The sequence below is a fragment of the Corynebacterium sp. MSK039 genome (assembly GCF_030232315.1).
Classification (GTDB): domain Bacteria; phylum Actinomycetota; class Actinomycetes; order Mycobacteriales; family Mycobacteriaceae; genus Corynebacterium.
In genome coordinates this window covers 94,766-121,097 of sequence record NZ_JASPJL010000002.1, presented here as the reverse complement: position 1 = coordinate 121,097, position 26,332 = coordinate 94,766, and the positions used below count along the sequence as shown (strand labels likewise).

At 61.9% G+C, this 26,332-nt stretch carries 21 protein-coding genes and 1 tRNA gene; 6 read left to right on the top strand and 16 right to left on the bottom strand.

Annotated features, from left to right (window positions below; translation table 11 throughout):
- Positions 1–25: 25 nt before the first annotated feature.
- The 4 genes from QP997_RS02160 to QP997_RS02145 all read right to left on the bottom strand — a co-directional run bounded on the left by QP997_RS02160 (position 26) and on the right by QP997_RS02145 (position 5,364).
- Positions 26–1,219, bottom strand: a complete 1,194-nt coding sequence (locus QP997_RS02160) for an acetyl-CoA C-acetyltransferase (protein WP_284846071.1) — start codon at positions 1,217–1,219, stop codon at positions 26–28.
- Positions 1,220–1,374: 155 nt separating this feature from the next.
- The gene (purH, locus tag QP997_RS02155) at positions 1,375–2,988 is read right to left on the bottom strand and encodes a bifunctional phosphoribosylaminoimidazolecarboxamide formyltransferase/IMP cyclohydrolase (RefSeq protein ID WP_284846070.1); all 1,614 of its coding nucleotides are present in this window, start codon (positions 2,986–2,988) and stop codon (positions 1,375–1,377) included.
- Positions 2,981–3,631: a phosphoribosylglycinamide formyltransferase gene (gene purN / locus QP997_RS02150; protein WP_284846069.1), complete on the bottom strand. Its 651-nt coding sequence runs from the start codon at positions 3,629–3,631 to the stop codon at positions 2,981–2,983. The genes purH and purN overlap by 8 nt, the downstream gene beginning before the upstream one ends.
- The gene (locus QP997_RS02145) at positions 3,631–5,364 is read right to left on the bottom strand and encodes a cell division protein PerM (RefSeq protein WP_284846068.1); all 1,734 of its coding nucleotides are present in this window, start codon (positions 5,362–5,364) and stop codon (positions 3,631–3,633) included. Before QP997_RS02145 ends, purN begins: the two co-directional genes overlap by 1 nt.
- Before the next feature lie 428 nt (positions 5,365–5,792).
- Here QP997_RS02145 and QP997_RS02140 point away from each other — a divergent pair, with 428 nt between their 5' ends.
- Entirely contained in the window at positions 5,793–6,536 is a 744-nt protein-coding gene (locus tag QP997_RS02140) for a M23 family metallopeptidase (RefSeq protein WP_070761796.1), read from the top strand.
- 169 nt (positions 6,537–6,705) lie between these two features.
- On the opposite strand, the gene QP997_RS02135 is transcribed toward QP997_RS02140, so the two are convergent.
- Positions 6,706–9,750 carry a UvrD-helicase domain-containing protein gene (locus QP997_RS02135; protein WP_284846067.1) on the bottom strand — a complete coding sequence of 1,015 codons (3,045 nt, stop codon included), beginning with the start codon at positions 9,748–9,750 and terminating at the stop codon, positions 6,706–6,708.
- An 80-nt stretch (positions 9,751–9,830) separates the two neighbouring features.
- Here QP997_RS02135 and QP997_RS02130 point away from each other — a divergent pair, with 80 nt between their 5' ends.
- Complete coding sequence (locus QP997_RS02130; protein WP_210398572.1) at positions 9,831–10,160, top strand: chorismate mutase; 330 nt, start codon at positions 9,831–9,833, stop codon at positions 10,158–10,160.
- A 182-nt stretch (positions 10,161–10,342) separates the two neighbouring features.
- Here the strand turns inward: QP997_RS02130 and QP997_RS02125 are convergent, their stop codons facing one another.
- A complete protein-coding gene (locus QP997_RS02125) occupies positions 10,343–11,188 on the bottom strand; it encodes a S1 family peptidase (protein ID WP_284846066.1) in 846 nt (281 codons plus the stop codon).
- Between the two features lie 178 nt (positions 11,189–11,366).
- On the opposite strand from QP997_RS02125, the gene QP997_RS02120 reads away from it, so the two are divergent.
- The 3 genes from QP997_RS02120 (at position 11,367) to QP997_RS02110 (ending at position 15,315) form a co-directional block, all read left to right on the top strand.
- Positions 11,367–12,176 (top strand): metal ABC transporter ATP-binding protein, encoded by an 810-nt coding sequence (locus QP997_RS02120; protein ID WP_284846065.1) that lies wholly within the window; start codon positions 11,367–11,369, stop codon positions 12,174–12,176.
- A complete protein-coding gene (locus QP997_RS02115) occupies positions 12,173–13,939 on the top strand; it encodes a metal ABC transporter solute-binding protein, Zn/Mn family (protein WP_284846064.1) in 1,767 nt (588 codons plus the stop codon). The genes QP997_RS02120 and QP997_RS02115 overlap by 4 nt, the downstream gene beginning before the upstream one ends.
- A gap of 110 nt (positions 13,940–14,049) precedes the next feature.
- Entirely contained in the window at positions 14,050–15,315 is a 1,266-nt protein-coding gene (locus QP997_RS02110; RefSeq protein ID WP_284846063.1) for an AI-2E family transporter, read from the top strand.
- Positions 15,316–15,444: 129 nt separating this feature from the next.
- Here QP997_RS02110 and QP997_RS02105 read toward each other — a convergent pair whose 3' ends face one another.
- The 3 genes from QP997_RS02105 to QP997_RS02095 all read right to left on the bottom strand — a co-directional run bounded on the left by QP997_RS02105 (position 15,445) and on the right by QP997_RS02095 (position 16,863).
- Positions 15,445–15,867 (bottom strand): pyridoxamine 5'-phosphate oxidase family protein, encoded by a 423-nt coding sequence (locus QP997_RS02105; RefSeq protein WP_284846062.1) that lies wholly within the window; start codon positions 15,865–15,867, stop codon positions 15,445–15,447.
- 45 nt (positions 15,868–15,912) lie between these two features.
- Positions 15,913–16,302: a cupin domain-containing protein gene (locus QP997_RS02100; protein ID WP_148812309.1), complete on the bottom strand. Its 390-nt coding sequence runs from the start codon at positions 16,300–16,302 to the stop codon at positions 15,913–15,915.
- 168 nt (positions 16,303–16,470) lie between these two features.
- Entirely contained in the window at positions 16,471–16,863 is a 393-nt protein-coding gene (locus tag QP997_RS02095) for a hypothetical protein (protein WP_284846061.1), read from the bottom strand.
- 714 nt (positions 16,864–17,577) lie between these two features.
- Between QP997_RS02095 and QP997_RS02090 the strand changes: the two genes are divergently transcribed.
- The gene (locus QP997_RS02090; protein ID WP_070758687.1) at positions 17,578–17,880 is read left to right on the top strand and encodes a hypothetical protein; all 303 of its coding nucleotides are present in this window, start codon (positions 17,578–17,580) and stop codon (positions 17,878–17,880) included.
- Here QP997_RS02090 and QP997_RS02085 read toward each other — a convergent pair.
- The 7 genes from QP997_RS02085 to QP997_RS02055 all read right to left on the bottom strand — a co-directional run bounded on the left by QP997_RS02085 (position 17,877) and on the right by QP997_RS02055 (position 26,309).
- The gene (locus tag QP997_RS02085; RefSeq protein ID WP_070758688.1) at positions 17,877–18,143 is read right to left on the bottom strand and encodes a hypothetical protein; all 267 of its coding nucleotides are present in this window, start codon (positions 18,141–18,143) and stop codon (positions 17,877–17,879) included. The two genes, QP997_RS02090 and QP997_RS02085, sit on opposite strands and share 4 nt — an antisense overlap.
- Positions 18,144–18,200: 57 nt before the next feature.
- On the bottom strand, positions 18,201–18,383 hold the full coding sequence (locus QP997_RS02080; protein ID WP_083317325.1) for a helix-turn-helix domain-containing protein: 183 nt from the start codon (positions 18,381–18,383) through the stop codon (positions 18,201–18,203).
- 27 nt (positions 18,384–18,410) lie between these two features.
- Positions 18,411–18,722, bottom strand: a complete 312-nt coding sequence (locus QP997_RS02075; protein ID WP_246818057.1) for a recombinase family protein — start codon at positions 18,720–18,722, stop codon at positions 18,411–18,413.
- 60 nt (positions 18,723–18,782) lie between these two features.
- Positions 18,783–21,935 (bottom strand): type I restriction endonuclease subunit R, EcoR124 family, encoded by a 3,153-nt coding sequence (locus tag QP997_RS02070; RefSeq protein WP_070758689.1) that lies wholly within the window; start codon positions 21,933–21,935, stop codon positions 18,783–18,785.
- Positions 21,936–21,947: 12 nt separating this feature from the next.
- Complete coding sequence (locus QP997_RS02065; protein ID WP_141759430.1) at positions 21,948–23,180, bottom strand: restriction endonuclease subunit S; 1,233 nt, start codon at positions 23,178–23,180, stop codon at positions 21,948–21,950.
- The gene (locus QP997_RS02060; protein WP_284846060.1) at positions 23,173–26,043 is read right to left on the bottom strand and encodes a type I restriction-modification system subunit M; all 2,871 of its coding nucleotides are present in this window, start codon (positions 26,041–26,043) and stop codon (positions 23,173–23,175) included. Before QP997_RS02060 ends, QP997_RS02065 begins: the two co-directional genes overlap by 8 nt.
- 192 nt (positions 26,044–26,235) lie before the next feature.
- Positions 26,236–26,309 (bottom strand) — tRNA-Met (locus QP997_RS02055).
- Between the last annotated feature and the right edge of the window lie 23 nt (positions 26,310–26,332).

Sequence of the window (26,332 nt, the reverse complement as noted above, 5' to 3'; positions counted from 1 at the left end):
GAAGCCGGCCCAGCCCCCTAAGGCGTTACTTCCAGATCAGCAGCGCATCGCCCTGGCCGCCACCACCGCACAGGGAGACGGCTGCCTTGCCGCTGCCGCGGCGGTTGAGCTCGTGGGCCGCGGTGACGAGGACACGAGCCCCGGAGCAGCCGATCGGGTGGCCCAGGGAGATGCCGCCACCGTGGACGTTGGTCTGCTCCAGCGGGTAGTCCAGGTCCTTGAGGGACTGGGCGACGACCGCACCGAAGGCCTCGTTGATCTCCAGGAAGTCCAGGTCCCCGGTCTTCCAACCGGCCTTGGCCAGGGCGGCCGTCACTGCCTGGGAGGGCTGAGAAAGCAGCGAGGTATCCGGCCCTGCGGTCTGCCCGGCAGCGCCGACGGTAGCGAGGATGTTCCACCCCTTGGCATCGGCATTCTCGCGGGTGGTTAGCACCACGGCTGCCGCGCCGTCGGAGATCTGGGAGGAGGAACCGGCGGTGATGGTGCCCTCCTTGCGGAACGCCGGGCGCAGCTTGGCCAGGCCCTCCTCGGTGGTGCCCGGGCGCACCCCCTCGTCCTGGGAGACGGTGATGATCTCCTTGCGGGTGGTGACCTCGATGGGGACGATCTCATCGTCGAAGGTGCCCTCGGCGATCGCGCGCTCGGCACGCTGGTGGGACAGCGCGGCGATGTGGTCCTGCTCCTCGCGGTTCAGGCCGGCGGCCTCGGCGTTCGCGTCGGTCTCCACGCCCATGGCGGTGCCCTGGACTGGGTCGGTCAGGCCGTCGCGCTCGAGGGCATCGTCCAGCTTCAGACCCCCGAAGCCCTTGCCGGCGCGCACACCTGCGGCGAGGTGCGGGGCGTTGGACATGGACTCCTGACCACCGGCGACGACGACGGTGGCGTCCCCGGCCTTGATCATGCGTGCGCCGCTGATGACGGCGTCCAGGCCGGAAAGGCAGACCTTGTTAATGGTCATGGCCGGGACGTGCATCCCCAGGCCCGCGGCGACGGCTGCCTGTTTGGCGGGGTTCTGCCCGGCGGCGGCCTGCACGACCTGGCCCATGAGGACGTAGTCCACCGGCTCGGTACCGACGCCGGACCTCTCGAGTACTGCGGAGATAGTGGCGGCGCCGAGGTCGACGGCGGTCTTGCGGGACAGCGCGCCAAGCAGGCGGCCTTGCGGGGTGCGGGCGGCGCCGACGATGACGACGTCCTGTGGCTGCGGGTTCAGTGGCATGGGGTGAAAACCTCCCGTTGTCGGCTGGGCGAGCTATTTATGATGTGATCATCATCTCATAGTTGGCCCCACCGCGTCTGGGTCCTGAGAGATAGAAAAAGGCCGGGCAGCGTTTCTGCTGCTCGGCCCCTCACTAAGCGTTCACACTCTTGCTGTTAGTGCGAGAAGTGGCGCTCCCCGGTGAGGTACATCGTCACGCCGGCCTTCGTGGCGGCCTCGATGACCTCGGCGTCGCGGACGGAACCACCCGGCTGGACGACAGCGCGCACGCCAGCGTTGGCGAGCACCTCGAAGCCATCAGCGAATGGGAAGAAGGCGTCGGACGCGGCGACCGCGCCCTTAGCGCGCTCGGCACCGTCGGACAGGGTGTTTGCTCGCTCGACGGCAAGCTTCGCAGCGTCCACGCGGTTGACCTGGCCCATGCCCACGCCCACGGTCGCACCGTCGGCGGCGAGCAGGATGGCGTTGGACTTCACCGCGCGCACGGAGCGCCATGCGAATTCCAGCTCGGCGAGGGTGGCCTCGTCGGCCGGCTCGCCGGCAGCCAGGGTCCAGTTGGCTGGGGCGTCGCCGTTGGCGTCGATGACGTCGCGCTCCTGCAGCAGAAGCCCACCGGAGATCGGGCGGGACTCGATGGCGGCGCGGGTCGGGGCGGCGGCCTTGAGGATGCGGATGTTCTTCTTCTGGCTCAGGATCTCGATCGCGCCGTCCTCGTAGTCCGGGGCGACGATGACCTCGGTGAAGATCTCCGCGACCTGCTTGGCCATCTCAACGCTGACTGGGCGGTTGACGGCGATGACGCCGCCGAAGGCTGACATCGGGTCACAGGCGTGCGCGGCGCGGTGGGCGGCGGCGATGGACTCCTCGGACACGGCGATGCCACACGGGTTGGCGTGCTTGATGATCGCCACGGCCGGGCGCTCGTGGTCCCAGGCGGCGCGCCACGCGGCGTCGGCGTCCGTGTAGTTGTTGTAGGACATCTCCTTGCCGTGGAACTGCTCGGCCTGTGCCAGGCCCGGCTCCTCGCCCGGCGCGGTGTAGACCGCGGCCTTCTGGTGCGGGTTCTCGCCGTAGCGCAGGTCGTGGGCCTTCTCGTAGGAGGCGCCGGACCACGCCGGGAACTGCTCGTCATCCTTGCCGACCTGGGCGGTCAGCCAGCTGGCCACCGCGACGTCGTAGGAGGCGGTGTGCTGGAAGGCCTTCATGGCCAGCTCGGTGCGCTGCGCGAGGGTGAAGCCACCCTCCTTCGCGGCAGCGACGACCTGGTCGTAGCTGTTCGGGTCCACGACCACGCCGACGGAGGCGTGGTTCTTCGCGGCGGCGCGCACCATCGACGGACCACCAATGTCGATCTGCTCGATGACCTCGTCGTAGGAGGCCCCGGAGGCGACGGTCTGGGTGAACGGGTAGAGGTTCACGACCACCAGCTCGAAGGGCTCGATCTCCAACTCCTTGAGCTGGTCAAGGTGGTCCTGCTTGCGGGTGTCGGCGAGGATGCCGGAGTGCACGCGCGGGTGCAGGGTCTTCACGCGGCCCTCGAGGACCTCGGGGAAGCCGGTGAGCTGCTCGACCTCGATGACGGGCACGCCGGCATCAGCGATCTTCTTGGCAGTCGAGCCGGTGGAGACGATCTCCACCCCGGCGGCGTGCAAGCCCTGCGCGAGCTCCTCCAGGCCGGTCTTGTCGTACACGCTGACCAGGGCGCGGCGGATGGGCTTGCGCTCGCCGGTTGCCTGCGCTGGGTTCTTAGAATTCGAAAGTTCAGTCATTGCTGCTGATCTGGGCCTTTCGTCCCTCGATGGTGAGTCCGTTTCCTGCGATCTCGTGCAGGACCTGCACGATCAAACGCCGCTCCACGTGCTTAATTTTTTCGTGCAACGTCTCCACTTTATCGCTTGGGTGCACGTTTACCGCTTCCTGTGCCACGATCGGGCCGGAATCAACCCCGGCGTCCACCACGTGCACGGTCGAGCCGGTGACTTTCACGCCGTATTCGATGGCATCCACGACCGCCTGCGCGCCCGGGAAGGAGGGCAGCAGCGCGGGGTGGGTGTTGATGATGCGGCCCGGGAAGCGATTCACGACGTCGGCGCCGATGATGCGCATAAACCCGGCGGAGACGATGAGGTCGGCGTCCCAGCTTTCGAGTGCGGCGATGAGGTCGCGGTTCCACTGCTCCCGGTCGGTGACCTTGGGGACGTACTCCACCTTGAAGCTCGGCAGGCCTGCCTTCTCGGCGCGCTCGAGTGCGGTGCAGTCGCGGTCCGCGCCAATGGCGAGCAGCTCGACTTTTGCCGGGTCCAGGTTGTCGATGAGGGCCTGGACGAGTGTGCCGGAGCCGGAGGCCAGCGCGACGATGCGCAGCGGCCGGCCCTGGGGCGCGGGCAGTGTGGTGTGGAAGTTCTGGCTCATTAGTTCTCCTCGTTCTCCTCGACTTCACCGTCGGCCTCGCCCTCGTCATCGAGGTCTGCGTTGTCGGGCTCGTCGTTTTCTTCGTCTTCTTCGGCGGCGGTCTCGCCATCGACGTCGGCGTCCGCGTTCTCGGCCTCTTCACCTTCTTCGTCTTCTGCTGCGGCGTCGGCGGCGTCGTCTTCGCCGAGGGTCTCGTCCCCGTCGTCGCCCTCTACATCTTCGCCTTCGGCGACGTCGTCTTCGACAGCATCCCCGTCATCGTTGATGTCCTCGTCCTCGCCGTCGTAGTCCGCAACGTCTTCCTCGTGCTCGGTGTCTTCGTGCTCACTGTCCTCGGCAGGAGCGACCTCGTCGGCCGGAACCGCCTCGGTCACCGCGGCACCGGCGCGGGCGAAGAACCACATCAACACGGTGGCGGGCAGCAGCAACCAGGCACCCGCCTCGACAGCGGCCAACCACGGCAGCGGCCCGGTAGTCCCGACGGTGCCCAGCACGCCGCGCGCCAGCCACGCGCCAATGAAGGCGAGCACCAGGGCAGCGACCCCTGCTCCCAGGCCCGTGAAGACCGGGGACTCCACGTAGCTTCGCTGGCGCACGAAGCGGTAGACGGTGGCCACGGCGACGATCGCGGGAATCGCCAGCAGGAATGGCCCGCCCGGGATGGGCGCGTTCGGCGCAGCCGCCAGGATCGGCAGCGGAGGCAGCTCGACGTTGGTGATGTTGAAGAGGCTGAACAGGCCAAAGCCGAGGTTGTACTCCCCACCCAGCAGGACGGCTGCCGCGCCGATCACAACATTCGGCAGGTAGAGCAGGGCCAGGAGGGTCAGGCCCACGCCAGGCCAGAAGCCCGGCGCGATCTCGTAGGCCGCGCGGAAGGCGGACCAGTTGCCGATCAGGGCGATCACCACGCCCAGCAGGCCGGCGACGCACATCCAGCCCAGGAAGTTCCGACCCAGGCGGACGGATTCCACGGGCCAGGTCGGCCAATGGCGGCGCAGCAGCAGGGCCCGCCAGATGCGCCCCCGCATGCCGATGGCCACGGCAAGACCGTTAACAAGGAAGGTGTTTAGCAGGGCCCGCCCCAGGTGGGGCGCCTGGACGTCGAAGACGCGACCGGCGTCCAGGAGCATGAGCCAAGCGATGAAGGTCAGTACCATAGGCAGGCCGATGCCGAGGGTGGCGAAGACCCTTAAACCCCGGACGCTGACCTTGTCCCCCAGCGCCTTCGTGATGCGGCGGGAATGCCCGAGGATCACGGCGATCGCGGGAAGCAGTGGGACGAAGCCCAGCTCCACGCCCTGCATTTTCAGCGGGGCGGCGTTGGCCACCATCCAGACGCTGGCGAGGACGCTGGGCACCATCGAGAATTTCGCGCCGATGCCCACGATCACCGCGAAGGTCAGGGCGATCGCGATCGTGACCCCGTGGTTAGCCAGCAGGGTGGGCAGGAAGCGTTTGATGTGGGGCCGCCACAACTCCCAACGGTGCTTCAGCCCCGCTCCCCTGCCCGGCTGCTGCCGCTGGCCAGTGCGCGGGACGGTACGCTCGCCGCGTTCCGAGCGGTGGAAGCGGTCCTGGGAGCTATGACCTGCCGGGGAGCGCCCGGCCGGGGTGGCCTGAATAGACGACGGGCGTGCCGGTGGGCGCCGGTGGGGGCCGGCCGGGCGGCGTCCCGCCTGGCGGGCGGCACTGCGGCGCGGTCTGGAACGGGGGTTGTCGGCTTGTCTACTCACAGTGTCTATTGTGCCTGCCCCTGACCGCACTGTGACATTCACTGCACCTTCCGGCGTTTCCGGGCGAAGACGGGGCGAGCCTCGCATGGCTGCTGCGCTGGTCGAAGCTGGCGAGGGGGCGAAGGCATGGAAACGCGGACGGGCGGAATGTGACTTTACCCACCCCTTTTGGGTGTATCACGCAGACACGGGGACGAAACACCCCACATTAACCTGCAGAAAAGAAGCTCTGAGCTGCACTTTCACCCCGCTCTCCCGCCATGCACCCGTTAATCACACCAGCCACAGCGTTCACTTGTCGTTATATTCCCGCAATATTGGTTGAAACATACGAAAGGACACAATAAAGTAACTTTCGTTCATAACGATCTGGTTACGAAACACCAGCGAGTAGATCACTGTCTCCAAAGCTTGAAAGGGCAAGGAACGTGCAGAAGACCTCCAGCACCCGGCGCGTTGGCCAGCACCGCAAGGTAGATAACAGCGCCAAGCGCCGTCTCGCATTGGTCGCCGTTGCAACGGGTGCCGTCTCCACGGCTGGCGCCGCAGGCGCTACTGCTGGCGCTCAGCAGGCAAACTCCGCTACCCCAGCCGATGGCTCCATCGAGCTGGCCGCCGACTCCTCTTTCCTGGCCCAGGAGGCCGGGGGCAGCTCCGCGGCTGACGCCCCGCGCATCCTCGAGGTCCCGCAGCTGCAGGAGACCACCGCGGACCTGTCCGCACAGCTCTCCTCCGCTCTGGAGTTCGCCAAGCAGCGCGCTGCCGCTGATGCCGCATCCCGCGCCCCGCAGGCGGCTAAGCCTGCCGAGGGCTCCTTCACCTCTGGTTTCGGCGCTCGCTGGGGCACCAACCACAACGGCGTGGACATCGCGAACGCCATCGGCACCGCGATCCGCGCAGTCAAGGACGGCACCGTCATCGACGCTGGTCCGGCTTCCGGTTTCGGCAACTGGGTGCGCGTCAAGCACGACAACGGTGACATCACCGTCTACGGCCACATCGCCACCATCGACGTCTCCGTCGGTGACCGCGTGACCGCTGGCCAGAAGATCGCCGGTATGGGCAACGAGGGCTTCTCCACCGGCCCGCACCTGCACTTCGAGATCCACCCGAATGGCTCCGGCCCGATCGACCCGGTGCCGTGGCTGCGTGACCTGGGCATCGAGATCTAGCTCGACGCGTACGCGAATAGCTCCCACCCTGCTGCACACGGGGTCGGGAGCTTTTCTTCTTGTTATACGATCCCTCCGGGCTTGTTAGAGCGACCGCTCTGAGCTAGTTAGAAAGACCCGCTCTGGGGTTGTTATAGAGCACGACCCTAGGGGCGGTGCCACCCCTCCCCTAGAGCTTCTCCATCGGCACGCCACCAAAGAGCATGAGGCGCACGGTGCCGCGGCTGCCGAAGTCGATCATGACGGTGGTGTGGCTGCCCGCACCGTCGACGCTCTTGACGGTGCCCAGGCCGTACTTATCGTGGTTGACGCGATCCCCCACGGCCAGCTCCAGGGGCTTGCCGCTGCGGTCTGTGGCCTTCTTCTTGCCCTTCGCGGCCGCACCCTTGCCCGCAGGCTTGCCCGGCCGGAAGCCGGTGGAGTTGCCGCCGGACGCGCCACCAGAGCCACTTCCTGTAGAGCTAAATCCGGAACCAGCACGGCCCGCACCGAAGGTACGCCCGCCGTCGAAACCGCCACTCCGGCTGCCGTAGCCGCCAGAACCACCCGAGCCCCAGCCCCCGGAGCGCCCCCAGCCACCCGAGTAACCAGAGCCACCGCCGAAGCTGGAGCCATCGGCATAGCCACCGCTGCCCCAGGATCCCGCCCAGTCCGGTTCCTCGCGGAGCCACTCCACCAGTTCCTCGGGCACCTCGGAGAGGAAGCGCGAGGGCGGGTTATTCACGGGCGCGCCCCAGCCGGAGCGGGTGATCGCGCGGCAGATGTAAAGCTTTTCCTTCGCACGGGTAATGCCCACGTACGCCAGGCGGCGTTCCTCGGCGAGCTCCGTCGGGTCGCTGAGCGCACGCATGTGCGGGAACTGGCCGTCCTCCCAGCCGGTGAGGAAAACCACCGGGAACTCCAGCCCCTTGGCGGTGTGCAGGGTCATCAGCGTGATCTGGCCAGCGCCTTCCTCCGGGATCTGGTCGGCGTCCGCGACCAGGCTGACCCGCTCTAGGAAGGCCTGCACGCTGCCCAGCGGGGCCTCGCCCTCGTCGAGCATCGCGTCGGCGACGTCCTGCTTGAGCTGCACCTCGGGCTGCACCGCCTTGCCTGCGGGCATCTCCTCGTAGGCCTTCTGGTGGGCGGCCTCCTGGCTGAACTCGTGGCCCACGCTGATCAGCTCGTTGACGTTATCCAGCCGGGTCTGGTCCTGCGGGTCATTGGACTTCTCCAGCTCGGCCCGGTAGCCGCTCTGCTCCACAATGGCGGCGATGATCGCGCCCAGGTCCGGCAGGCCCAACGGGCTGCCATCGGAGGCGCGCAATTCCGCATCCTCGACCGTTTTCCGCAACTTCTCCATCATGCTGAGGAAGCCCGCGATGGCGTTGCGACCGCGCCCGCCGAGACGGGCGACCTTGTCCTCGGCGGCGTCGCGCAGCCCTTGCGCGAAGCTCACCCCCTGCGCTTCAGCGTGGACGGTGACCTGCGCAAGCGCCCGATCACCGATGCCCCGCCGCGGGGTGTTGATGATGCGGCGCAGAGCGACCGTGTCCTCCGGGTTATCGAGCACCTTGAGGTAGGAAACGATGTCTCGGATCTCCTTGCGCTCGTAGAAGCGGGTGCCACCCACGACCTTGTACGGCAGCCCGGAGCGCATGAGCACGTCCTCCAGCGCGCGGGAGGCGTTGTTGGTGCGGTACATGATGGAGATATCCCCGTAGGGCACGCCCTCGTCGACGAGCCGGTCGATCTCGCCTGCGATGAAGCGGGCCTCGTCGTGCTCGTTATCCGCCACGTAACCGGCGATCTTCTCGCCCTGCCCGAGGTCGGTCCACAGCTTCTTGGGCCGCCGCTCGGTGTTGCGTTCGATCACGGCGTTCGCCGCGGAGAGGATGGTCTGCGTGGAGCGGTAGTTCTGCTCCAGAAGGATGGTGTGGGCGTTCGGGTAGTCGCGCTCGAATTCCTCGATATTGCGGATCGTCGCGCCGCGGAAGGCGTAGATGGACTGGTCCGCATCACCCACCACGGCGAGCTCACCGCCACCGCTGCCCTCTTCGCCGACCAGGGTGGAGACCAGCACGTATTGCGCGTGGTTGGTGTCCTGGTACTCGTCGACGAGCACGTGCCGGAAGCGGCGGCGGTAGTGCTCCGCAACCTGCGGGTTATTGCGCAGGATACCGACGACCTCGCCGATCAGGTCGTCGAAGTCCACGGCGTTCGCCGCCCGGAGGCGCTTTTGGTAATCCGCGTACAGGGAGGCGACGGTCTGTTTGTGGAGGTTGCTGTCCGCGTCCGCCTCGGTCTTCGCAGCGGCAGGTCCGACGAGCTCGTTCTTCCAGTTGCTGATCGTGGACAGCACACCGCGGGGCGCGAATTCCTTGACGTCCAGGTTGTGGTCCTTGATGACCATGGTGATCAGGCGCTTGGAGTCATCCGAGTCGTAGATCGTGAAGTTGGTATTCAGCCCCGCCACGAGGTGAGCGTTGCTGCGCAGGATGCGCACGCACATGGAGTGGAAGGTGGAGACCCACATCCGCTCGGCGGCGGGGCCAACGAGGTCGGCGACACGCTCGCGCATCTCCGCCGCGGCCTTATTGGTGAAGGTGATCGCGAGGATCTGCCAGGGCGCAACACCGGTGGACAGCAGCCAGGCGATGCGGCGGGTCAGCACGCTGGTCTTCCCTGATCCCGCGCCCGCGACGATGAGCAGCGGGCTGCCGGTGTGCTGCACGGCTTCCTTCTGCTGCGGGTTGAGCCCGGCCAGCAGTTGCTCGCGGTTGTCCGGCGCGTGGCGTCGGTCGAAGGGGCTCACCGCGGTTGTGTCAGGACGTCGGTTCCCGCTGCTTGCAGTTCCCAGGAAGTCGTCGACGTCCCCGGCGTGCTGCGCTCCCTGACGTGGCTGGCGCTGCCCCTGCGACTGGCTGTCCGTCGGCTGCGCGGGGGCGTGCTCGCCCTGCGCACCCGGCTGGGCCGTGGCCTCGTTCATGAGCGCGACCAGCTCCTCGTAGCCCGCGGGTGGGGCGTCCTCCGGGGGCGGGGCCGCATCAAACCCAGGGTCGAACTCAGGGTCGAACTCCGGCTCTGGCGGCGGCAGTTCCTCGGCCTGTTCTGCCTCCGGTCCGCTCGCACCGGTGGCTGGCTGCTCGTCGGCGTGGCTGGCCGCCTGGCTCGCCGGACGTGCGGCACCAGGGGTCATGGGAAAGAGGCTGTCTTGCTCATCAGGAGTGTTCATCGTCTACCAGGCTAGTAGATGCCCCAGGCACGGCTGCGCGACGTACAATCAAAGCTATGACTAGCGAAGATGGCGCAGCGATGAACCCCGGCATCGGGGATGGGCCGGAGGCTCCGGCTAAGGACTTCGAGGTGCGCATGCCCTCCGGTACCGATGATCCGCTCTCCGATGAGGAGATTCAGAAGTATCGCCAGGAGATCAACCGGATGGACCGGACGATCATTGATGCGATCCACCGCCGCTCCGCCGTCTCGAAGGCCATCGGCAAGACCCGCCTGGGCTCCGGCGGTACCCGCCTGGTCTACACCCGCGAGGTGGCGATCATTAACCAGTTCCGCGAGGAGTTCGGCTCCGAGGGCGTGGAGATCGCCAAGGCGCTGCTGCAGCTTGGCCGCGGTCGGCTGGGCTAGCCCCGCCTTCACTCCCTGAGGCCCCTGCGCACCCTACCCCAACGCGCAGCTGCCCCCGACGATGTGTCGTCGGGGGCAGCTTTATGACCGAGGGTTCTGCGCTCGCGCTTGAGCGCCAGGGACGTTGCTGTGCGCCGGTACTCCAGCGTCGCGCCACTAGCGTTTTCCGCTAACGCTATCCGTTAGGGCAGGCGGAAGCCCGCACCGGAACCGCCGAGCGCGTTCATGTCCGCCGCGATGGCATCCCAGGTGGTGGACACCGCTGGGGAGTGCAGCGGGCCCTGCAGCGGGGTGGTGCAGCTCGGCAGCGGCTGGAAGCCGCCGTTGAGGATGCCGACCAGGCGGCCGCCCGCGTAGACGGGTGCGCCGGAGTCCCCGAGGGATGCGCAGATGTGGCTCACGAAGGTCTGGCCAAGATGCCCCAGCACCGGACCGCACTTGGTACCGGTGGCCACACCAGTCTTGCAGGCCGCGTTTGGCACAGCAGGCGCCGGGCCACCGATACGGTTCAGCGCCACGCGACCGTAGTTCCGGGTCAGCTGCACGTCGGGGCGCAGGCGGATGACGGAATAGTCCAGGTTGCCGAACTTCACGACCTTGCCGATCACACCGGCCTCGGGAGCGTCGAGGGAACGCACCGGGCTGCCCGGCACGCCACAGTGAGCGGCGGTGATTCCCACCTTGTTGCCCGCAGCATCAATGCCCGCCACCGAGAGGGTGCAGATGCTGTCGCCCACCATGATCGGGGTGGATGGCCCCAGCAGAGCGCGAGGCTTGATGCGCTGCTGGGCAGCCGGCGCGGTGGGCGAGGTGAAGTAGTGCCCCGGCACGCGGTGTGGGCCTGGCTGGCCGGTGGCCGTGAGCGCCGCGTCGAGGGAGCCCATCGGGTTGGCCGCCGCCTGCCCGGCCGCACCGACGCCCAGCCCGGCAGCGATGCCGAGGCTGGCGAGCAGACCCGCGGCACCTCGCAGGATGCGCCCGCGCAGGGTGCGGTGGTGGCGGGCATGGGTCCGGGTGGTGCGCTGCATGGCGTGTTCCTTATGTGACAGGTGGGGCTCGATTCCCTCTAACCATAGCGCCCGCACCAGACACCGCCTACGCCAACGCGCATGGCGGTCCTGGCGCTACCCCCCAACACCACCCCACCCCAAAGTTCAATACATTGAACTTGGTGATTCATCCAACTGAACACTATTCTTGGCTGTCATGAGTATTAGCGTCCAGAACTTAAGCGTGAGCTACGGCGCGAACACCGCGATTCGGAACATCAGCTTCACCCTCGACTCCCCCGGCATGCACGGCATCATCGGCCCCAACGGCTCGGGCAAATCCACCCTCATGAAGGCGATGCTTCAGATCCTGGACAAGCGTCACGTCCACGGCACAAGCACCACCGGCACCCCTGCCGGCTACCCCGTCACCCTCGACGGCAAGGACCCCGCCGAGCAGCGCCGCGCAATCGCTTATATCGAGCAGCGCTCGAACCTCGACTGCAACTTCCCCACCAGCGTCTTCGACACCGTCCTAATGGGAACCTACCCACGCCTGGGTCTTTTCCACCGCCCCGGCAAGGCCGAGCGCAAGGCAGCCACCCAGGCTCTCAAGGACGTCGACATGTGGGACTTCCGCCACCGCCACATCAGCGAACTCTCGGGCGGACAGTTCCAGCGCGTCCTCTTTGCCCGCGCCATCGTCCAGGACGCGGAGTACATCTTCCTGGACGAGCCCTTCGTCGGCATCGACGTCCCCAGTGAGAAGACGATTGTGACCCTGCTGCGGCAGATGGCGGACGCGGGCAAGCACGTCGTCGTCGTGCACCACGACATGAACACGGTGCGCGACTACTACGACGACCTCATCGTCCTCAACGGCGAGCTCGTCGCGGCGGGTCCCACCGAGGAGGTCTTCGTCCCCGACGTGCTGCAGAAGGCCTTCGGCGCGCTCGTCATCCGCGAGCCGTCAGCACCAGCCCACCCCACGCCACGGCAGGCAGCCCTTCAGGAGGAGACAGCATGATCGCGGAGTTCCTCGACTCACTACTCAGCCACGGCTACCTGCAAAAAGCGCTGATCACCTCGGTGATCGTGGGCGTGGCCTGCGGCATCGTCGGCAGCTTCATCGTGCTGCGCGGCATGGCCCTGATCGGTGATGCCATCTCGCACGCCGTACTACCGGGGGTCGCGGCCTCCTACCTGCTCGGCACGAACCTCTTCCTCGGGGCGGTGGTCGCGGGCCTACTCGCCACACTGGCGATCGGGCTGATCAGCGAACGCTCCACGGTGAAGAATGATTCGGCGATCGGCATCGTCTTTTCCACCTTCTTCGCGATCGGCGTGCTGCTCATGGCGAAAGCGCAGACGGCGACGGATCTGACGGAGATCCTCTTCGGCAACGTCCTGACCGTTCAGGACGCCGACCGCAACCTCTCGATCGGTATTGCCGCTGCCGTGCTGATTCTCACGCTGGTCTTTTACAAGGAGCTCAAGCTCAGCACCTTCGACCCCGTCATGGCGCAGTCGGCTGGCGTGCCCGTGCGGGCAATCCACTACGGGCTGATGGTGGTGCTCACGCTGGTGACGGTCATTTCCCTGCAGACGGTGGGCGTGATCCTGGTGGTCTCCCTGCTGATCACTCCGGCGTCGGCGGCGTACCTGCTGACGAACCGGCTGGGAGTGATGATCGGGCTTTCAGTGGCGATCTCGGCGCTCAGCTCCGTAGTGGGGCTGTTCCTGAGCTATAGCTACAACGTGTCCTCCGGCGTGACGATCGTGCTGACCGCCAGCGCGCTGTTCCTGCTGGCTTTCCTCTTCGCGCCAGGCAAGGGACTGATTGCTCGCTCGCTGGGCAATAAGCCACTGGCCGCGCTGTTGGCCCTCCTGGTGGGCGGTGCCCTCGTGTTCGGGGCCGTGACCTTCTCGACGGAGGAGAAGGCAGACGGTGAGCAGCTGAACGTCGTCACCACCTTCACGCTGCTGGCAGACCTGGTGGAGGAGATCGGCGGCGAGGCGGTGAACGTCCATAACCTCGTGCCGACCGGCACGGACCCGCACGACTACGACCCCCTGCCCGCGGACCTGGATGCGACGAGCGACGCCGACCTGCTGTTCTACAACGGGCTGAACCTCGAGGGCGGTGAGCACGGCTGGCTCGCGAAACTGAAGAACACCGCGGGCCTGGACGATTCCCAGATGGTCGAGACCACCAAGGGCGTGGAACCGAAGTACCTCAAGGACGAAAAGGGCAATCAGGAGATCAACCCGCACGCCTTCCTGGACCCGACCGTCGGCATCGCGATGGCCGAAAACGTGACCGCGGCGCTGGCCGAGGCCCTGCCCGAGCGCGCCGATCAAGTCGAGGAGAAGGGCGCAGAGTACAAGGCCATGCTGGAGAGCATCGACGCCGACTACCGCGAGCAGATCGGTGCGCTGCCGAAGGAGGATCGTGTGCTCGTGGCCAGTGAACATGCCTTCCAATACATGGTCGACACCTACGGCATGGAGCAGCTGTATATCTGGCAGATCGACACGGATGAAAACGGCTCCCCCGCGCAGATCGGACACCTCGTGCGCCAGCTGAAGGACAAGCGCCCGAAGCACCTGTTCGTGGAGTCGAACGTGGATACGCGCCCCATGAAGACCGTCTCGAAGGAGGCCGGGATTCCGATCTTCGACGAGCCACTGCACTCCGATGAGCTCGGCAAGCCGGGCACGGTCGCGGGAACCTACGAGGATTTCCTGCGCAGCAACTTGAAAACCATGATCGCGGGGCTGAAGCGCTAAAACGCGAATGCGCGAGGCCCACATGCGTTGGGCTTCCCCGGTCGCATGCCCCCCTGATTTTCTTGCAGCAGGGTGGGTGGCGGGCCGCCCGCGGGCTTATTATTTGATGCATGGCTGAAACTATCTCCGAGCAGAGGCAGCGGATTCTGCCCTCTCGCGCTCACCTGCCGTACGGGCTGGTGCTCGCCGCCTGGTGGAGCGCATGCCTGCTGCTGATCGCGGGCGGGGCGATCGTCGGCGCCCGGTTGGTGGAAAAGCTCGCGGTGGTTGTGGCGCCGCTGGCCATCGCGGTGCTGTTTTCCGCGATGCTCACCCCGATCGTTAATTTTCTCGACGTCAAGCTGCGCCTCCCCCGCTCTCTGGCGTCTTTGCTGACGGTTCTGGGGCTGATCGGGCTCATCTCGGCGGGCATAACGCTGTTCACGACCCAGCTGATCTCTGGGGTGCCGGCGATGCGGGATTCCGCCCGGCAGGGCGTGAATCAGATCGTTGATTGGCTGGAGAACGGCCCATTTAAGCTCACGCAGGCGAAGCTCTCCGAGATGGTTAGCCACGTGCAGGGCGCGCTGTCCGAGAACTCCAAAACCATTGCGGACGGCGCGGTGCGCACCGGCACAACGGCGGTGAACTCGGGGGCGGCCCTGCTGATCTTCCTGATCACCCTGTTCTTCTTCCTCTACGAGGGCCGGCGCATCTGGCTGTGGCTGGTATCCCTGGCGCCCCAGGCATCGCAGGTGCCAATGGATGAGGCTTTCCGCCGCGGTTGGGTCTCGCTCGGGACGTTCGCCCACGTCCAGGTGCTGGTCGCCGCGTTGAACGCGGTCTCGGTGGGTATTGGCTGCTGGGTGATGAAGGTGCCGTTCGCGATTCCGATTTCGGTGCTGGTCTTCATCGCTTCCTTCGTCCCGATCGTGGGCGCGCTGATTTCCGGTGCGGTGCCGGCGCTGATCGGCCTGGTGGACCAGGGCGTGTTCACCGCGATCGTCATGGTGATCATCGTGACGGCGGTGCACCAGATTGAGACGCACGTGCTGCAGCCCTTCCTGATGGGGCACGCTGTGGCGCTGCACCCGCTCGCGGTGATCGTGGTGGTGGCCGCGGGCACGTACCTCTTCGGCCTGGCGGGCGCGGTGTTCGCAGTGCCGGTGGCCGCACTGGTGAACTCGGTGGTGCGCTATCTGCGTGGCAATGACATGTTCCCCGCGCTCGGCGAGGCCTATGAGCTTCGGAAACCCGGGACCACGAGGGGGCTGACCGACCCGAAGGACGAGGAGGCCGCCGGAGAGTCGGCGGCTGGCGATGCCACAAAAGATGCCAAGGCCACTCAAGATGCCGAGTCCACTGCTTCAACCAACAGCACCGATCCCCGCGAGTAGCCCCCTCCCCTTCCCGAAGAAGCGCACGCTCCTCGCTCACTGGCACGCCCACCTCAGCCCAGTTGGGCAGAGAAAATCCCCCACTTCGGTCAGTGCTGGCACTCACTGGATGGGGGATTATTGCTGGGGCTAGTAGCGCTCCGGCTCCTCGCCGAGCTGGAAGCGTCGGCCGGAGATCTCCTCTGGGGTGATCTCCACGTAGTTGTACTTCAGGGTCGGCAGCCACGGCTTCAGCGGCAGCTCGTCGGCCTTCTGGATCTCGTCCGTCCTCTCCAGGATGCGAGCGCTTCCCTTCACGATGACGGACCATGCCTTGTCCTCGGTGTGGTCATCGGCTTCGAAAAGCACCCGGTCGTTGATGGACACGGTGAAGAGCTTGGAGCCTTCCGCGGTGCGGAAGTAGATCTTTCCTTCGTTCACCACGTAGTTCAACGGGTAGATGTCGAAGTCATCCTTGATGCGAACGACCAGGCGACCGAGCTGCTGGTTGCCCATCAGCTCCAGGGCCTCGTCTTCCTTCAGGATCTCAATGGGGTTCTCAAAATCAGCCATGCTTCCATTCTGGCACTGTTTTGCGTTTCGTGCCGTGGCGGAGTTTTAAGCCTCGGGCCCGGTGATCAGCACCAAGGTCACCGTGGCTGGTCCGTCGACCGCCCGTAGCTCGTGGGAGACGTTCGCATCCACAGAGATTGCGGTGCCCGGCTTGATGAGAAGTGTCTCCCCACCCACGTCGAACTCGACTTCACCGGTCTGGCCAAGCACCATGATCGGCGCCGGCGCGTGGTGATCCGCCATGACGTCGCCCTTTCGGAAAGCAATGCGGACGACGGACGCGTGTCCGGGCTTTTCCTGGATGCGAACCTCAGGGATGGCACGGCCCTCCCCCTCAGCCTGGCTGTGTTCTGCGTCCAGCTGGGTGAGGTACATCCAACCTTCGCCAGCGGAATTGTAGGGCTGCTTCGTGGGAGTGTCTTTATTAGCGCTCATGGCCCCATGCTTCCACAAAATTCCATCCCCGGGGTTGATGAAGGCCCCCTCAATGTTTCCAATGAACGCTCCGATGCGAGCGGCCGCTTCTTCCCACAATGCTCAAGCACCGCCCCACGCGTGCGCTGGCTTATTTTCGCGGGCAGCACAGGCCCCCAACGCCCCGACTCAAGACCGCGAAAAAGCAACCGCTACCGCGATAATGCCGATCGGGATAAGCAAGATAAAGAGGTTAATGATGGGCAGCGCCTGCCCTGCCGCGACTTCTTCCCATGCATAAAGAGCCGTCGAACCAAACCCAAGGAGCAGCATCGCGCACCCCACCCCGGCCCAAGCCAAGACGGTGCCCCTCGCTGGTTCCGTGCGCGACCGCAAGAAAAGGTACCCACCCAGAACAGCAACCCACACTGTTGTCAGCGACGCCCCCACGGCAATGATGATCCCATCTACAACACTCCACGCCGCATTCGGATCATTGATAATGAAGCTCGTCAGCACCGTGAGCGCTGGAATGCCCACAGCTCCTGCAAGCAGCCATCCAAGAATTGTTTTAGCGCCCATAGTGAAAGGTTAACAGCCGAGCACTGAAGCAGTGCCGGGATGTGACGAAGCCCCCTTCACCAGCACCCGCTGTTCCTGCCGCAGAAGTAAAACACCGACAGCTACGGCTCGGAATCGGCCGCGTTTACCCCGTCCACAGTATTCGGCCCGGACATCCTCGGGATTTCAGATTACGAGATATTGAACCAGGGGGCGGCTATCAGAAGATATGAAAAACAAGTACCCATGAAGATTCACACCAAAGTGGCGATCATGATCCAGCGGGCTGGCGCAACTGGGGCCTGTGTGTCGCCGGTGAAGGAGCGCAATTTACTTCGCAAGGTATATCGCCGACGTCGCTGAGCCTACTCTTCTAACAGGCACGCTGGCACATCACCAGATCCCACTAGAAATGAAATGTAGAAGGGGGTCAGGCGCCGACAAATCAGATGCTTCTTCGTCCTCGAATACAGTAACTCAATAAACCGGCAACGGCAATACCTATCACTAATTAGCTTCTATTTCCGGAAGGCTGACAGCTCGTCCCCATAATGATGCTGTCATTCGTGCCGCCTCCCGGCCGTGGGCTTCTTCTTCGACTTTCCCTTGGGCGGCTTGCCATCCAGCAGGTCGGACACACTGTTCAGATTCTTCGAACAATTGCCTCCAGAAGCGCTCAATGGATTATAACCAACCGTGCTAGGCTCAGTTTACAATCCTTTCAAGTTAAGGAGCATGATGGGAATCTTCGGTCGGCTTTTCGGATCCAAGGATGAGGAAGTCCGCGACGATTCAGCCACTGACGCAGCCTACGAGGAAGAGACCGAAATCTGCGGAGTTTGTGGGGCACGCGGTGACCGAAGTGACCTTTATGACATCGATGGCTTTCAGATCGACGGCCGCCCAGACCCAGTTAACGTCGTCTGTCACGACTGCTACGTCGAAAATAACCTGGACAGCGGCTACCCCAGCTACTGCTGCGGAATGATCTACGAAGACGGCGAAGAGTACTGCGCAAGCTGCGGCGATCCGCTTTAGGCTGAGCCGGAGCTCGGGGGCACGGAATCTTCCTGGGGTTCTTCGATCATTTCCTCTTTGACCGATTCGGTCTCCTCTGAAGGCACTGTGCCCGGTTTCTCGGCATCTTTGGCCCGCTGTTGCTTCCAATCCTTGAACTTCCGGTTCAGATAACGACCGCCCTCCAAGAGGGCCGCTGTCGCCATCATCGCAACCACAGCTCCTTGTTGCCTGCCGGTGGTACGGCCGTCGAAGAATCCCTTGCCGTAAACTGGGCTCCCCATGGACTATTACTCCTTTCGATACATCTATTCACCCCAGCCTAATGCAAATGGCGCAGATTAGCGCTGGGTTTGAGTGTCCATACGTTCGATGGCCCTATAAATCGTTGGCCTGGACACGTTGAACGTACGAGCTACGACGCTGACGGAATTACCGCCTTCGGTTAGCTCCTTGGCGGCTTGCGCCTGTTCGTTACTGAGCTTCGGCCTTGACCCGGCGCCCCCTGCCCTGTGCTCGGGCATGTTCCACACCCTCACGGGTGCGCTGGATCAGTAGGTCTCTTCCCACTCAGCAAGGCTTGCCATGGCGTTGATCACCACCTTGTCGCCAAGACGCGATGTGTCTAGCTCAGGCTCAAGCACCTTGAAGTTGATATCTCGCCTAGCCAGATCAGCGATCGTATTCACAGTCTCAGCCAGGCCACGACCGAGGCGGTGGAGTCTGGTCACAACGAGAGTGCCATCAGGCCTCATGCACGCCAGAGCGTCGTCAAGTCCCGGGCGTTGCCACTTAGTCCCGGAAATTGTTTCCGCGTAGGCGTGGTTTGGATCGTAGCCGGCGTCGATGAGCGCCTCACGCAAGGTGCCGAGACTTTGCCCTGCCTCGACGTGGACACACACGCGCGACACCAACAAGCATGGTTATGCCTCCTCTGCTGCTTCTTGGAGGTCTGTTGGAAGGTTGTGATGCAGCACGTACTCGCGTAACAGCTTGTAGATGGCCCTGTGGACTTTAAAGCGCGATGGTTTCCTTCCCGCCGATTGATAGAAGTACTGCGTTGCAGCGTCGAGATCAACAGAACTAATGACGTCATCGAAACGGCCGTATTCGTTGATATGCGCCTCATCCACGTGCGCGGCGAGGATAATTCGCAGCAGCTCGGCATCAACACCAATAGCACGCACAAGCTGCGCGATCTCACGGTCTTGCTGCGAGAGTTTGTACTCGTTGATGTAGTCCTGCACTGTTTTGCCGGGCACCAGGTCAGCATCGCCCGATTGAATGTCGTGAAGCCAGCGGTTAGCAAAGACCTGGTCATCGGCGCTGAGACGCGCAAAGCCTGCGTGTAGGTCTGAGAGCAGCTCATCGAGCTCAGCCTGCGGCAGACCAGCCTCGATAGCACGCAGGTACTTCGTGTACTTCGCGTTGAGGTAGTCAGCGTCGATACGCGCAGTGTCGATGTGAGTGATGTGGACGTTGATGTCGTACGGCGGGCGGTCATCGCCGTCTCCCCCGCCTGGCTCTGGTTCACCCTCTGCACCGCCAAGCTCTTTATAACGCGACAGCAGCGCGATGTAGACCGGCTCGGTCAGTTCCACGGCAATCTCGGTGTCGGCAACCTCGTAGGTATCTTGCTCCCAGGTAAACCCCTGGACCTGAGCTGCTTGGAGATGCTCGTAGAGTTCGGGCAGCACCTTCGCGAACTCAAGACGGTCGGCTTCATCGCCGGGCAAGCGAGAGAAGTCGCCGATGCCGGCAAAGAGTCGCGTGATGGTCGTGAAGCACTGGTTGATCTGCAACAAGTGCTCGTCAAGATGATCAACGAACAGCCCGAAGGGCTTATCACCGGAGTACAGCTTGACAGCATCGTCGATGTTGCGTCGCATCGTGTACGGCTTGCGGTAGTAGCGGATCGAACCGAAGGGCTTTTCCGGGCCGAAGACACGGTTGGTACGCGAGAACGCCTGGATGATGTTTTCATAATCGATGACTTTGTCCAGGTACAGCGTGTTCAGCCACTTCGAGTCGAAGCCAGTGAGCATCTGTTTGACGACGATGAGCAGGTCAATCTGCTTGTCGTGCGTAAACGCCGGCGTGTTGTATGGCGCCTTATGTGCCAGTCGTGCAGCAATATCGCGCTTAAAGGCGTCGTGCGTGGTCATGGTGAAGTGCTGATCAAACTTGGCGTTGTAATGCTCAAGTATTTCAAGTAGTCCGTCTTCTTTTCTGAGTTGGGCCTCACCTGTGTTGTCGATGTTGGCATCAAACAACGCCGTGACGTTCAAGTGCGGGTAGGAATCGCGAAAAATTTGGAAATACTCAATAGCCTCGACGATGGAGTGCGTAGCCAAGATCGCATGAAAAGCACTGTTCCGGCTTAAATGCACCCAGTGCTCGGCGATGTCAGAAGCGACAGCAGCACGGTGTTCTGGCTGATTGTATTGCGACATCGGAACGAAGTCCTCGATCCCCTTGTCATAGGAGCCGTCTTCGTGGCGCACACCAGCCATCGGGACCTGGGCCTTGTCCATGTACTTCAGGAAGGTCTTTTCCTTGTGTGGATCGCTAAAAGCGTCCTGCTCATCGACAGCCTTGGCCTGTTCGAGCGCGACAGAGGTGCGCACGTCATTTGCGCGGTAGGTCTCGACCATCTCAGGATCAAAACCGAGCACGTTGCCGTCACGGATACCGTCGGCAATGGAATAGCGGTGCAGCTCATCGCCGAAGATGGTGGCCGTGGTGGAATGCACCTTCTGGTTCTCGTCGTGGATCGGCGTGCCTGTAAAGCCGAAGAGCAGCGCGTCCGGCAGCGTGGTCTTGATACCCAGCAGCATGTCTCCGAAGGTGGAGCGGTGTGCCTCGTCAATGATGAACACGATACGCTTGTCACGCAGTTTCTTTAGCACCGGCTCACGCAGCGTGTCAGCCTGCAAGTGGTGGAACTTCTGCAGCGAGGTCACGATCAACACCGAGGTGTCGTTTGTGAGCAGCCGAAGCAGCTCGTCAGCGCTGGCGGTGTCTGCAACGTCGATGGTGTCGCCACCATAGCTGCGATAGTTCGCCAGCGACTGCGTGCCCAGTTCCACGCGGTCAAGCAGGAAGACCACTTTGTCGGCGTTTTTGGAGTCGGCGATCAACTGCGCTGTCTTGAAGCTGGTGATGGTCTTGCCAGAGCCGGTGGTGTGCCAGATGTAGCCGCCCCTGTTACCGCTACCCCACTCGTGGCTTTCCACTCGGTCAGCAATGCGGTGCGCAGCGAAGTACTGGTACGAACGCATGACCATGAGCGCACCGGCTGCGCGGTCTGTCACCGTGTAGAAGCCAATGAGCTGGTGCGCCATCGGGATAGACAGCAGCGAGGTCACAACCGTCGGCCACTCGTTGATCGGCTCGTTGTTGAAATCAGCCCAGTTGAAGAAAAAATCAGGATTGAACTTGCCCCCAGGACCAGGGTTAGCAAAGTACAGAGTTTCACTCGGCGTCATGCCGACGAAGATCTGCACCAGCGAAAACAGCCCAGTGAAGACACCCTCGTGGGCGTATTTAATGATCTGGTTCGTCGCCTGCGAGACAGGCACGCCAGAGCGCTTGAGTTCCAGGTGGATCACCGGCATGCCGTTGATGAGCAACATGAGGTCGCCGCGCCGCTCCGGCATGAGCTTGTGAGCTGCAGTGGAGAACCTCGGCTGCCGTGCGATCTGATAATAGGACTGCCCACCTGCGATCTCGCGGCGGTCGTAGATTTTCAGGCTTACTTCTTTGCCCAGGTTGTGCGCCTGAGGTGCATCGCGGGTAATAGCCACGCTACGGCCGTTGATGAACTCATTGAGACGCAACGGTGTGCGTAGATCCGTGATCTGCTCGATGATCTGGTCCATCTCAGACGATGTCAGCGGCACATCACCGAGCCGGTCCTGGTCGCGGTTGTTGTTGTAGAGGATCTGCGCCCAGTTGTCGATGAGCTGGCGCTCAGTGGGACGGTCAAGCACCTCATCCCAGCCGTGACGGCGCAGCATGGCGACAACGTCATCCTCAAAGCGATTCTCATCTGTGTACGTCAGTGGTGTAGTCATGGTGAGCGCTCCTTAGACGAACATACGCTGCAGCAGCGCAGTCTTGGCTTGAGCTAGTTGCGTGATGTAGCCGGCTTCAGCTGCGATAAGAGCATCGAGGTTGGCAAACACTTCACCGATAGCACACTGCTCTTCGAGGGATGGGAACGAAAACACGGTTTCAGCCAAGGTTGAGATGGAGATAGAACTAACCTTGGTCCCCTGCATCTTTGACAGCAACTGGTTGTGAAAGCTCGGGGCGTTGAGAGCATGTCCGAGAAAACCTGGAGCAAAGGTTCTGATAGGTCGTGCGGAAATCGTGTGTAATCCAGCAAGCACGAGATTTTCAGAAATACCCTGTATCTCAACACATTTCCCTACTGTCGAGTCTTCGGCTGCATCAGCGAAAAGAATGTCTCCATCGGAAAGACTCTGCCGAGAAAGGTTTGAAAGTCGCTCAACGTCGCGAACGAAAGGTATATCGGTTTGCGAAACATCCACAACAGAGTCGTATTTCACAAGGATGTCACCGTAATGGATGTTCATTGCCGAGGTAGGTACATCTGTGAGATCTGCTCGACTCAAGCTGTTATGTCCACGGTAGGCAACCAAGTCAGAGAAAGGCTGGATCTCCCAGGCTCCACTGAACCCGCCGAGCCGCAGCTCAGGCTCATCAGCACCATCTTGCGGGAACATACGCTGCATGAGCGCAGTCTTGGTCTGCTGCAGGTTCGCGTGCTTGATGCGGTGCTGCTCGATCAGCGCGTCGAGATCAGCGAAGAGTTCACCGATGGCGCGCTGTTCTTCGCGAGTAGAAGGAAAAGCCATCGGCGCTTGGGACACGAGTTTCCAATCTGCACGAGGCATCTTGGAACCACTTGAGATACTGGCGGCGGCGTCATACGTCGGGGTTTGAATGAGTTGATAGAGAAATTTGGGATCAGTAGTCAGAGACTGTAGGACCCAGAAATCACCGACGGCGATGCCGTGAAAATCAGGGAGAAGCCAATTTTTGAGGTACGGGCGTAGCTTGCCGTAAAGCACGTCACCTGGCCCAAAAAGAAGGCCAGCTTTAAAGCTCTCCTTTCGGTTCAGATCTTTATTGAGAACACCGACACCAGAAACAATGTCTTCGTATTCCAGACGAGGAAGGGCCGATTCTGCTGATGCGGTGCTAGAGCGTGTGACAGCTGAGCCAAACTCTTTTACCTCCCACTCACCATCGAACCCATCGAACCGCAGCGCTGGTGTGTTGTGCTTAGTCACGCTGACCACCGCCCAGCATCTGCTTCAGGGCTGCGACAGCCTGCATATCCGCATCCGAGCCAGCGAGCTGGTCCAGCGATGCAAGCAAGCTACGCTCAGTGGTAGCGATCTGCGTATCTAGCTCAGTCAGCGGCGTGGCGTACTTATCCTGCAAGCGCTGCACCTTGCTTGCAAGTTTGACCAGCACATACTCGGGCAAAAGCTCTAGTTCACCCTCTAAAGCCTTGATCCACTTGGTGTTAAGAACTTCTTCAATCTGCTCTGGGGTCAAGTTCTCAATGATCTCGCGAGTTTCAGATTCTAACGCTTCAGAGGCATCCTTCAACTGCGTTTTAACTACTGACTGACGGTTAACAAGTTCGTATGCTTCCAGCACTACGGACTCAATACTCCCTTCAGGCCATTGCATCCCCATGGGTAAAGTATTGACCGTTTTTTCAAGACCACCCTTGAGGAAACCATCTCCCTTCACGTTAAGCAGCCCTACATGCTCGCGCTTGTCCTCATCGCTGAGATTGTCCACCAGTGAACGTAGCCCGTTCTTAATGGTCTTAGCTTCATCTCGAAGTTCGTTCAGAGCATCAGATTGCGGGTTTGACTCTTTAATCTTCTTCTTCACAATCGTTTGACGATTCATGAAGTCTAAAGCTCGAAGCAGTACGGCTCCCATGCTTCCGTCAGGCCACTGAATGCTCTTAGACAAGTTCGCTATAACGACCTCTAGACCTGACTTAATGAAAGCATCACCCTTAACATTGAGCGCTTCATCCACATCAAGCTTGTCCTCTTCACTCAAGCCTTCGATAAGACCATTGAGCTGGACTTTGATGTCTTCTGCTTCACCAGAAAGTGAAACTACCTTCTCGGCTAATTCGGGCAAATACAAACTGCGAACAATGGCAAACGGGGCTACACGGCCTTCCCAGCCGGTTCGGACGTAGACCTTCTTCTTGTCCTTGGTCTTCCACTCCATGACAGGATCAATGACCCGCATTGCATCCCAGCCCTCGGTCTGCAGGATCGTCAGATCGTTGGCAATGACAAGCCACTTCTCATGTAGCAGCTGGTATCCCTGGTACTCGTTGACCAGTGGCACCGGGGCTAGGCGCGCGAACAGATCAGCCTTGATGCCATCCTCAGCAGTGTTCACTGGAACAGCCATCGCACCGTCAATGAGGTCTGTTTCCAAGGCCCCAGCAAACCCATCCAGTGTCGCGTTCAATGTGTCTGCCAGCGTTCCGGCAGCACTGTGTTCTAAGACCATTTCGCGAATGTCGTCAGTGCGGAGGGTCGCGTACCCGTTTGCACCTTCTTCAAACAGCGTCTCACGCAGGCCCGGCAGCACATCCCAGTACTCAGCGAGAGCGTCGATCTCGCTCACAGGGATGCCGCCGTTGACGGTGGCGAAGAAGTCCACAGACTCCGGCGGCAGTGTTGCAGAAACGTAGCGCGGAATATTCAAGTTGTAGTCGTTGTCGCGAATCTCATCGCGAGACACAACACGTGCGAAGTGCTCTACGTCTCGGCGAGCATGAACAGTATCAACGATGCGCTCGATGTCACGCGCGCGCAGAAGATTGTTCTTGCCGTCTTTAATAAAGCCCTGGGATGCGTCAATGAACAGCACGTCATCGTGACTGCGCTGCTTCTTGAGCACCATGATGATGGTCGGAATGCCGGTGCCGTAGAAGATCGAACTCGGCAGGCCAATGATGGTGTCGATGTTATTGGCCTCGATAAGGCGCGTACGGATCGTCTCTTCTGCCCCACCACGGAAGAGCACACCGTGCGGCAGGACAATGGTCATAATGCCGTCTGGCTTGACGTGGAAAAGCTCGTGCAGCAAGAAGGCGTAATCAGCCTTATTCTGTGGCGCCAGACCATACTGCGTAAAGCGTGGATCGGTGTCCATGCCCTCTGGCTCCCACTTCTGCGAATAAGGAGGGTTCGATACAACAGCATCGACAAACAGCGGGTCATAGGTGTTTTTCGGGTCAGCCTCGTCAAACATCGGCCAGTCGTGTTTCAGGCTGTCTCCGTTACGAGCGACAATGTTGTCCGCCTTAACACCCCGCATAACCAAGTTCATACGCGTGAGGTTGAAGGTATTGTCTTTGAGCTCTTGGGCGTAGTACTTGATTGCATCTGGATCACCCATATGACGTGCAACGGCCTGGCCGATATTCAGCAGCAGCGAGCCAGAACCAGAGGTCGGGTCGTAAATGGTCAGGGTCTCACGGTCTTGGGTGTGCGCTGCAACAATTCGGCTCATGATCTCAGAGACCTCGTGCGGGGTGTAGAACTCCCCCGCCTTTTTGCCGGAGTTCGCTGCGAACTTCGAGATCAAGTACTCGTAGATAAACCCGAGAACGTCGTAGCCTTGGGCACCATCAGTGGGGATGTCGTTGATAAGGTCCAGCAGATCCTTAATCGCCTTGGTCTGCGAGACAGCACTACTACCCAGCTTCGACAGCCCTGTTTCTAGAGTGCGGAAGATGTCTTTGAACACGTGGCTGCGGCTCGGCAGGATGAGGCGTTCAAAAGCAGCGAGTGCATCACGCACATCAGCGACGTTGAAGTCACTACCGGCAGCACGCCACGTCGAGTGAAGGTTGTTATACGAGATGAAGTAGCCCAGCCGGTGCTGTACGAACTCCACTGTTTCGGGGTCGTCTTCGACGAGCACCTCAGCAAGTTCATCGGGTTCTACGTCGTTGGCGTACATCAGCTGCTCAACTTGATCAGAGAGGAACTTATAGAAGATGAAGCCGAGAATGTAGTCCTTATATTCCTGCGCCTCGATTTTGGAGCGCATGGTGTTCGCGGATTCCCAGATGCGCGATGCGAGTTGTCGTTTATCCATGATGCAGTGCCTGTTACCTGTCAGTATTAAATCGCACCATCGCTTAACGTCGCCAAAACTGTTGAAGTGTCACCAACGTACATGGTGCAGGATTTTGAGCCTAGTGCACCATCTAGTGCACCAAATGGCGATTTCAGCACAAAATGAAGAAGGCCCCTACCAGCGTTTCCACTGGTAGGGGCCTTATCTTAGTAGCGGGGGCAGGATTCGAACCTACGACCTCTGGGTTATGAGCCCAGCGAGCTACCGAGCTGCTCCACCCCGCGACGCTTGCGAGTACAGACTCAAC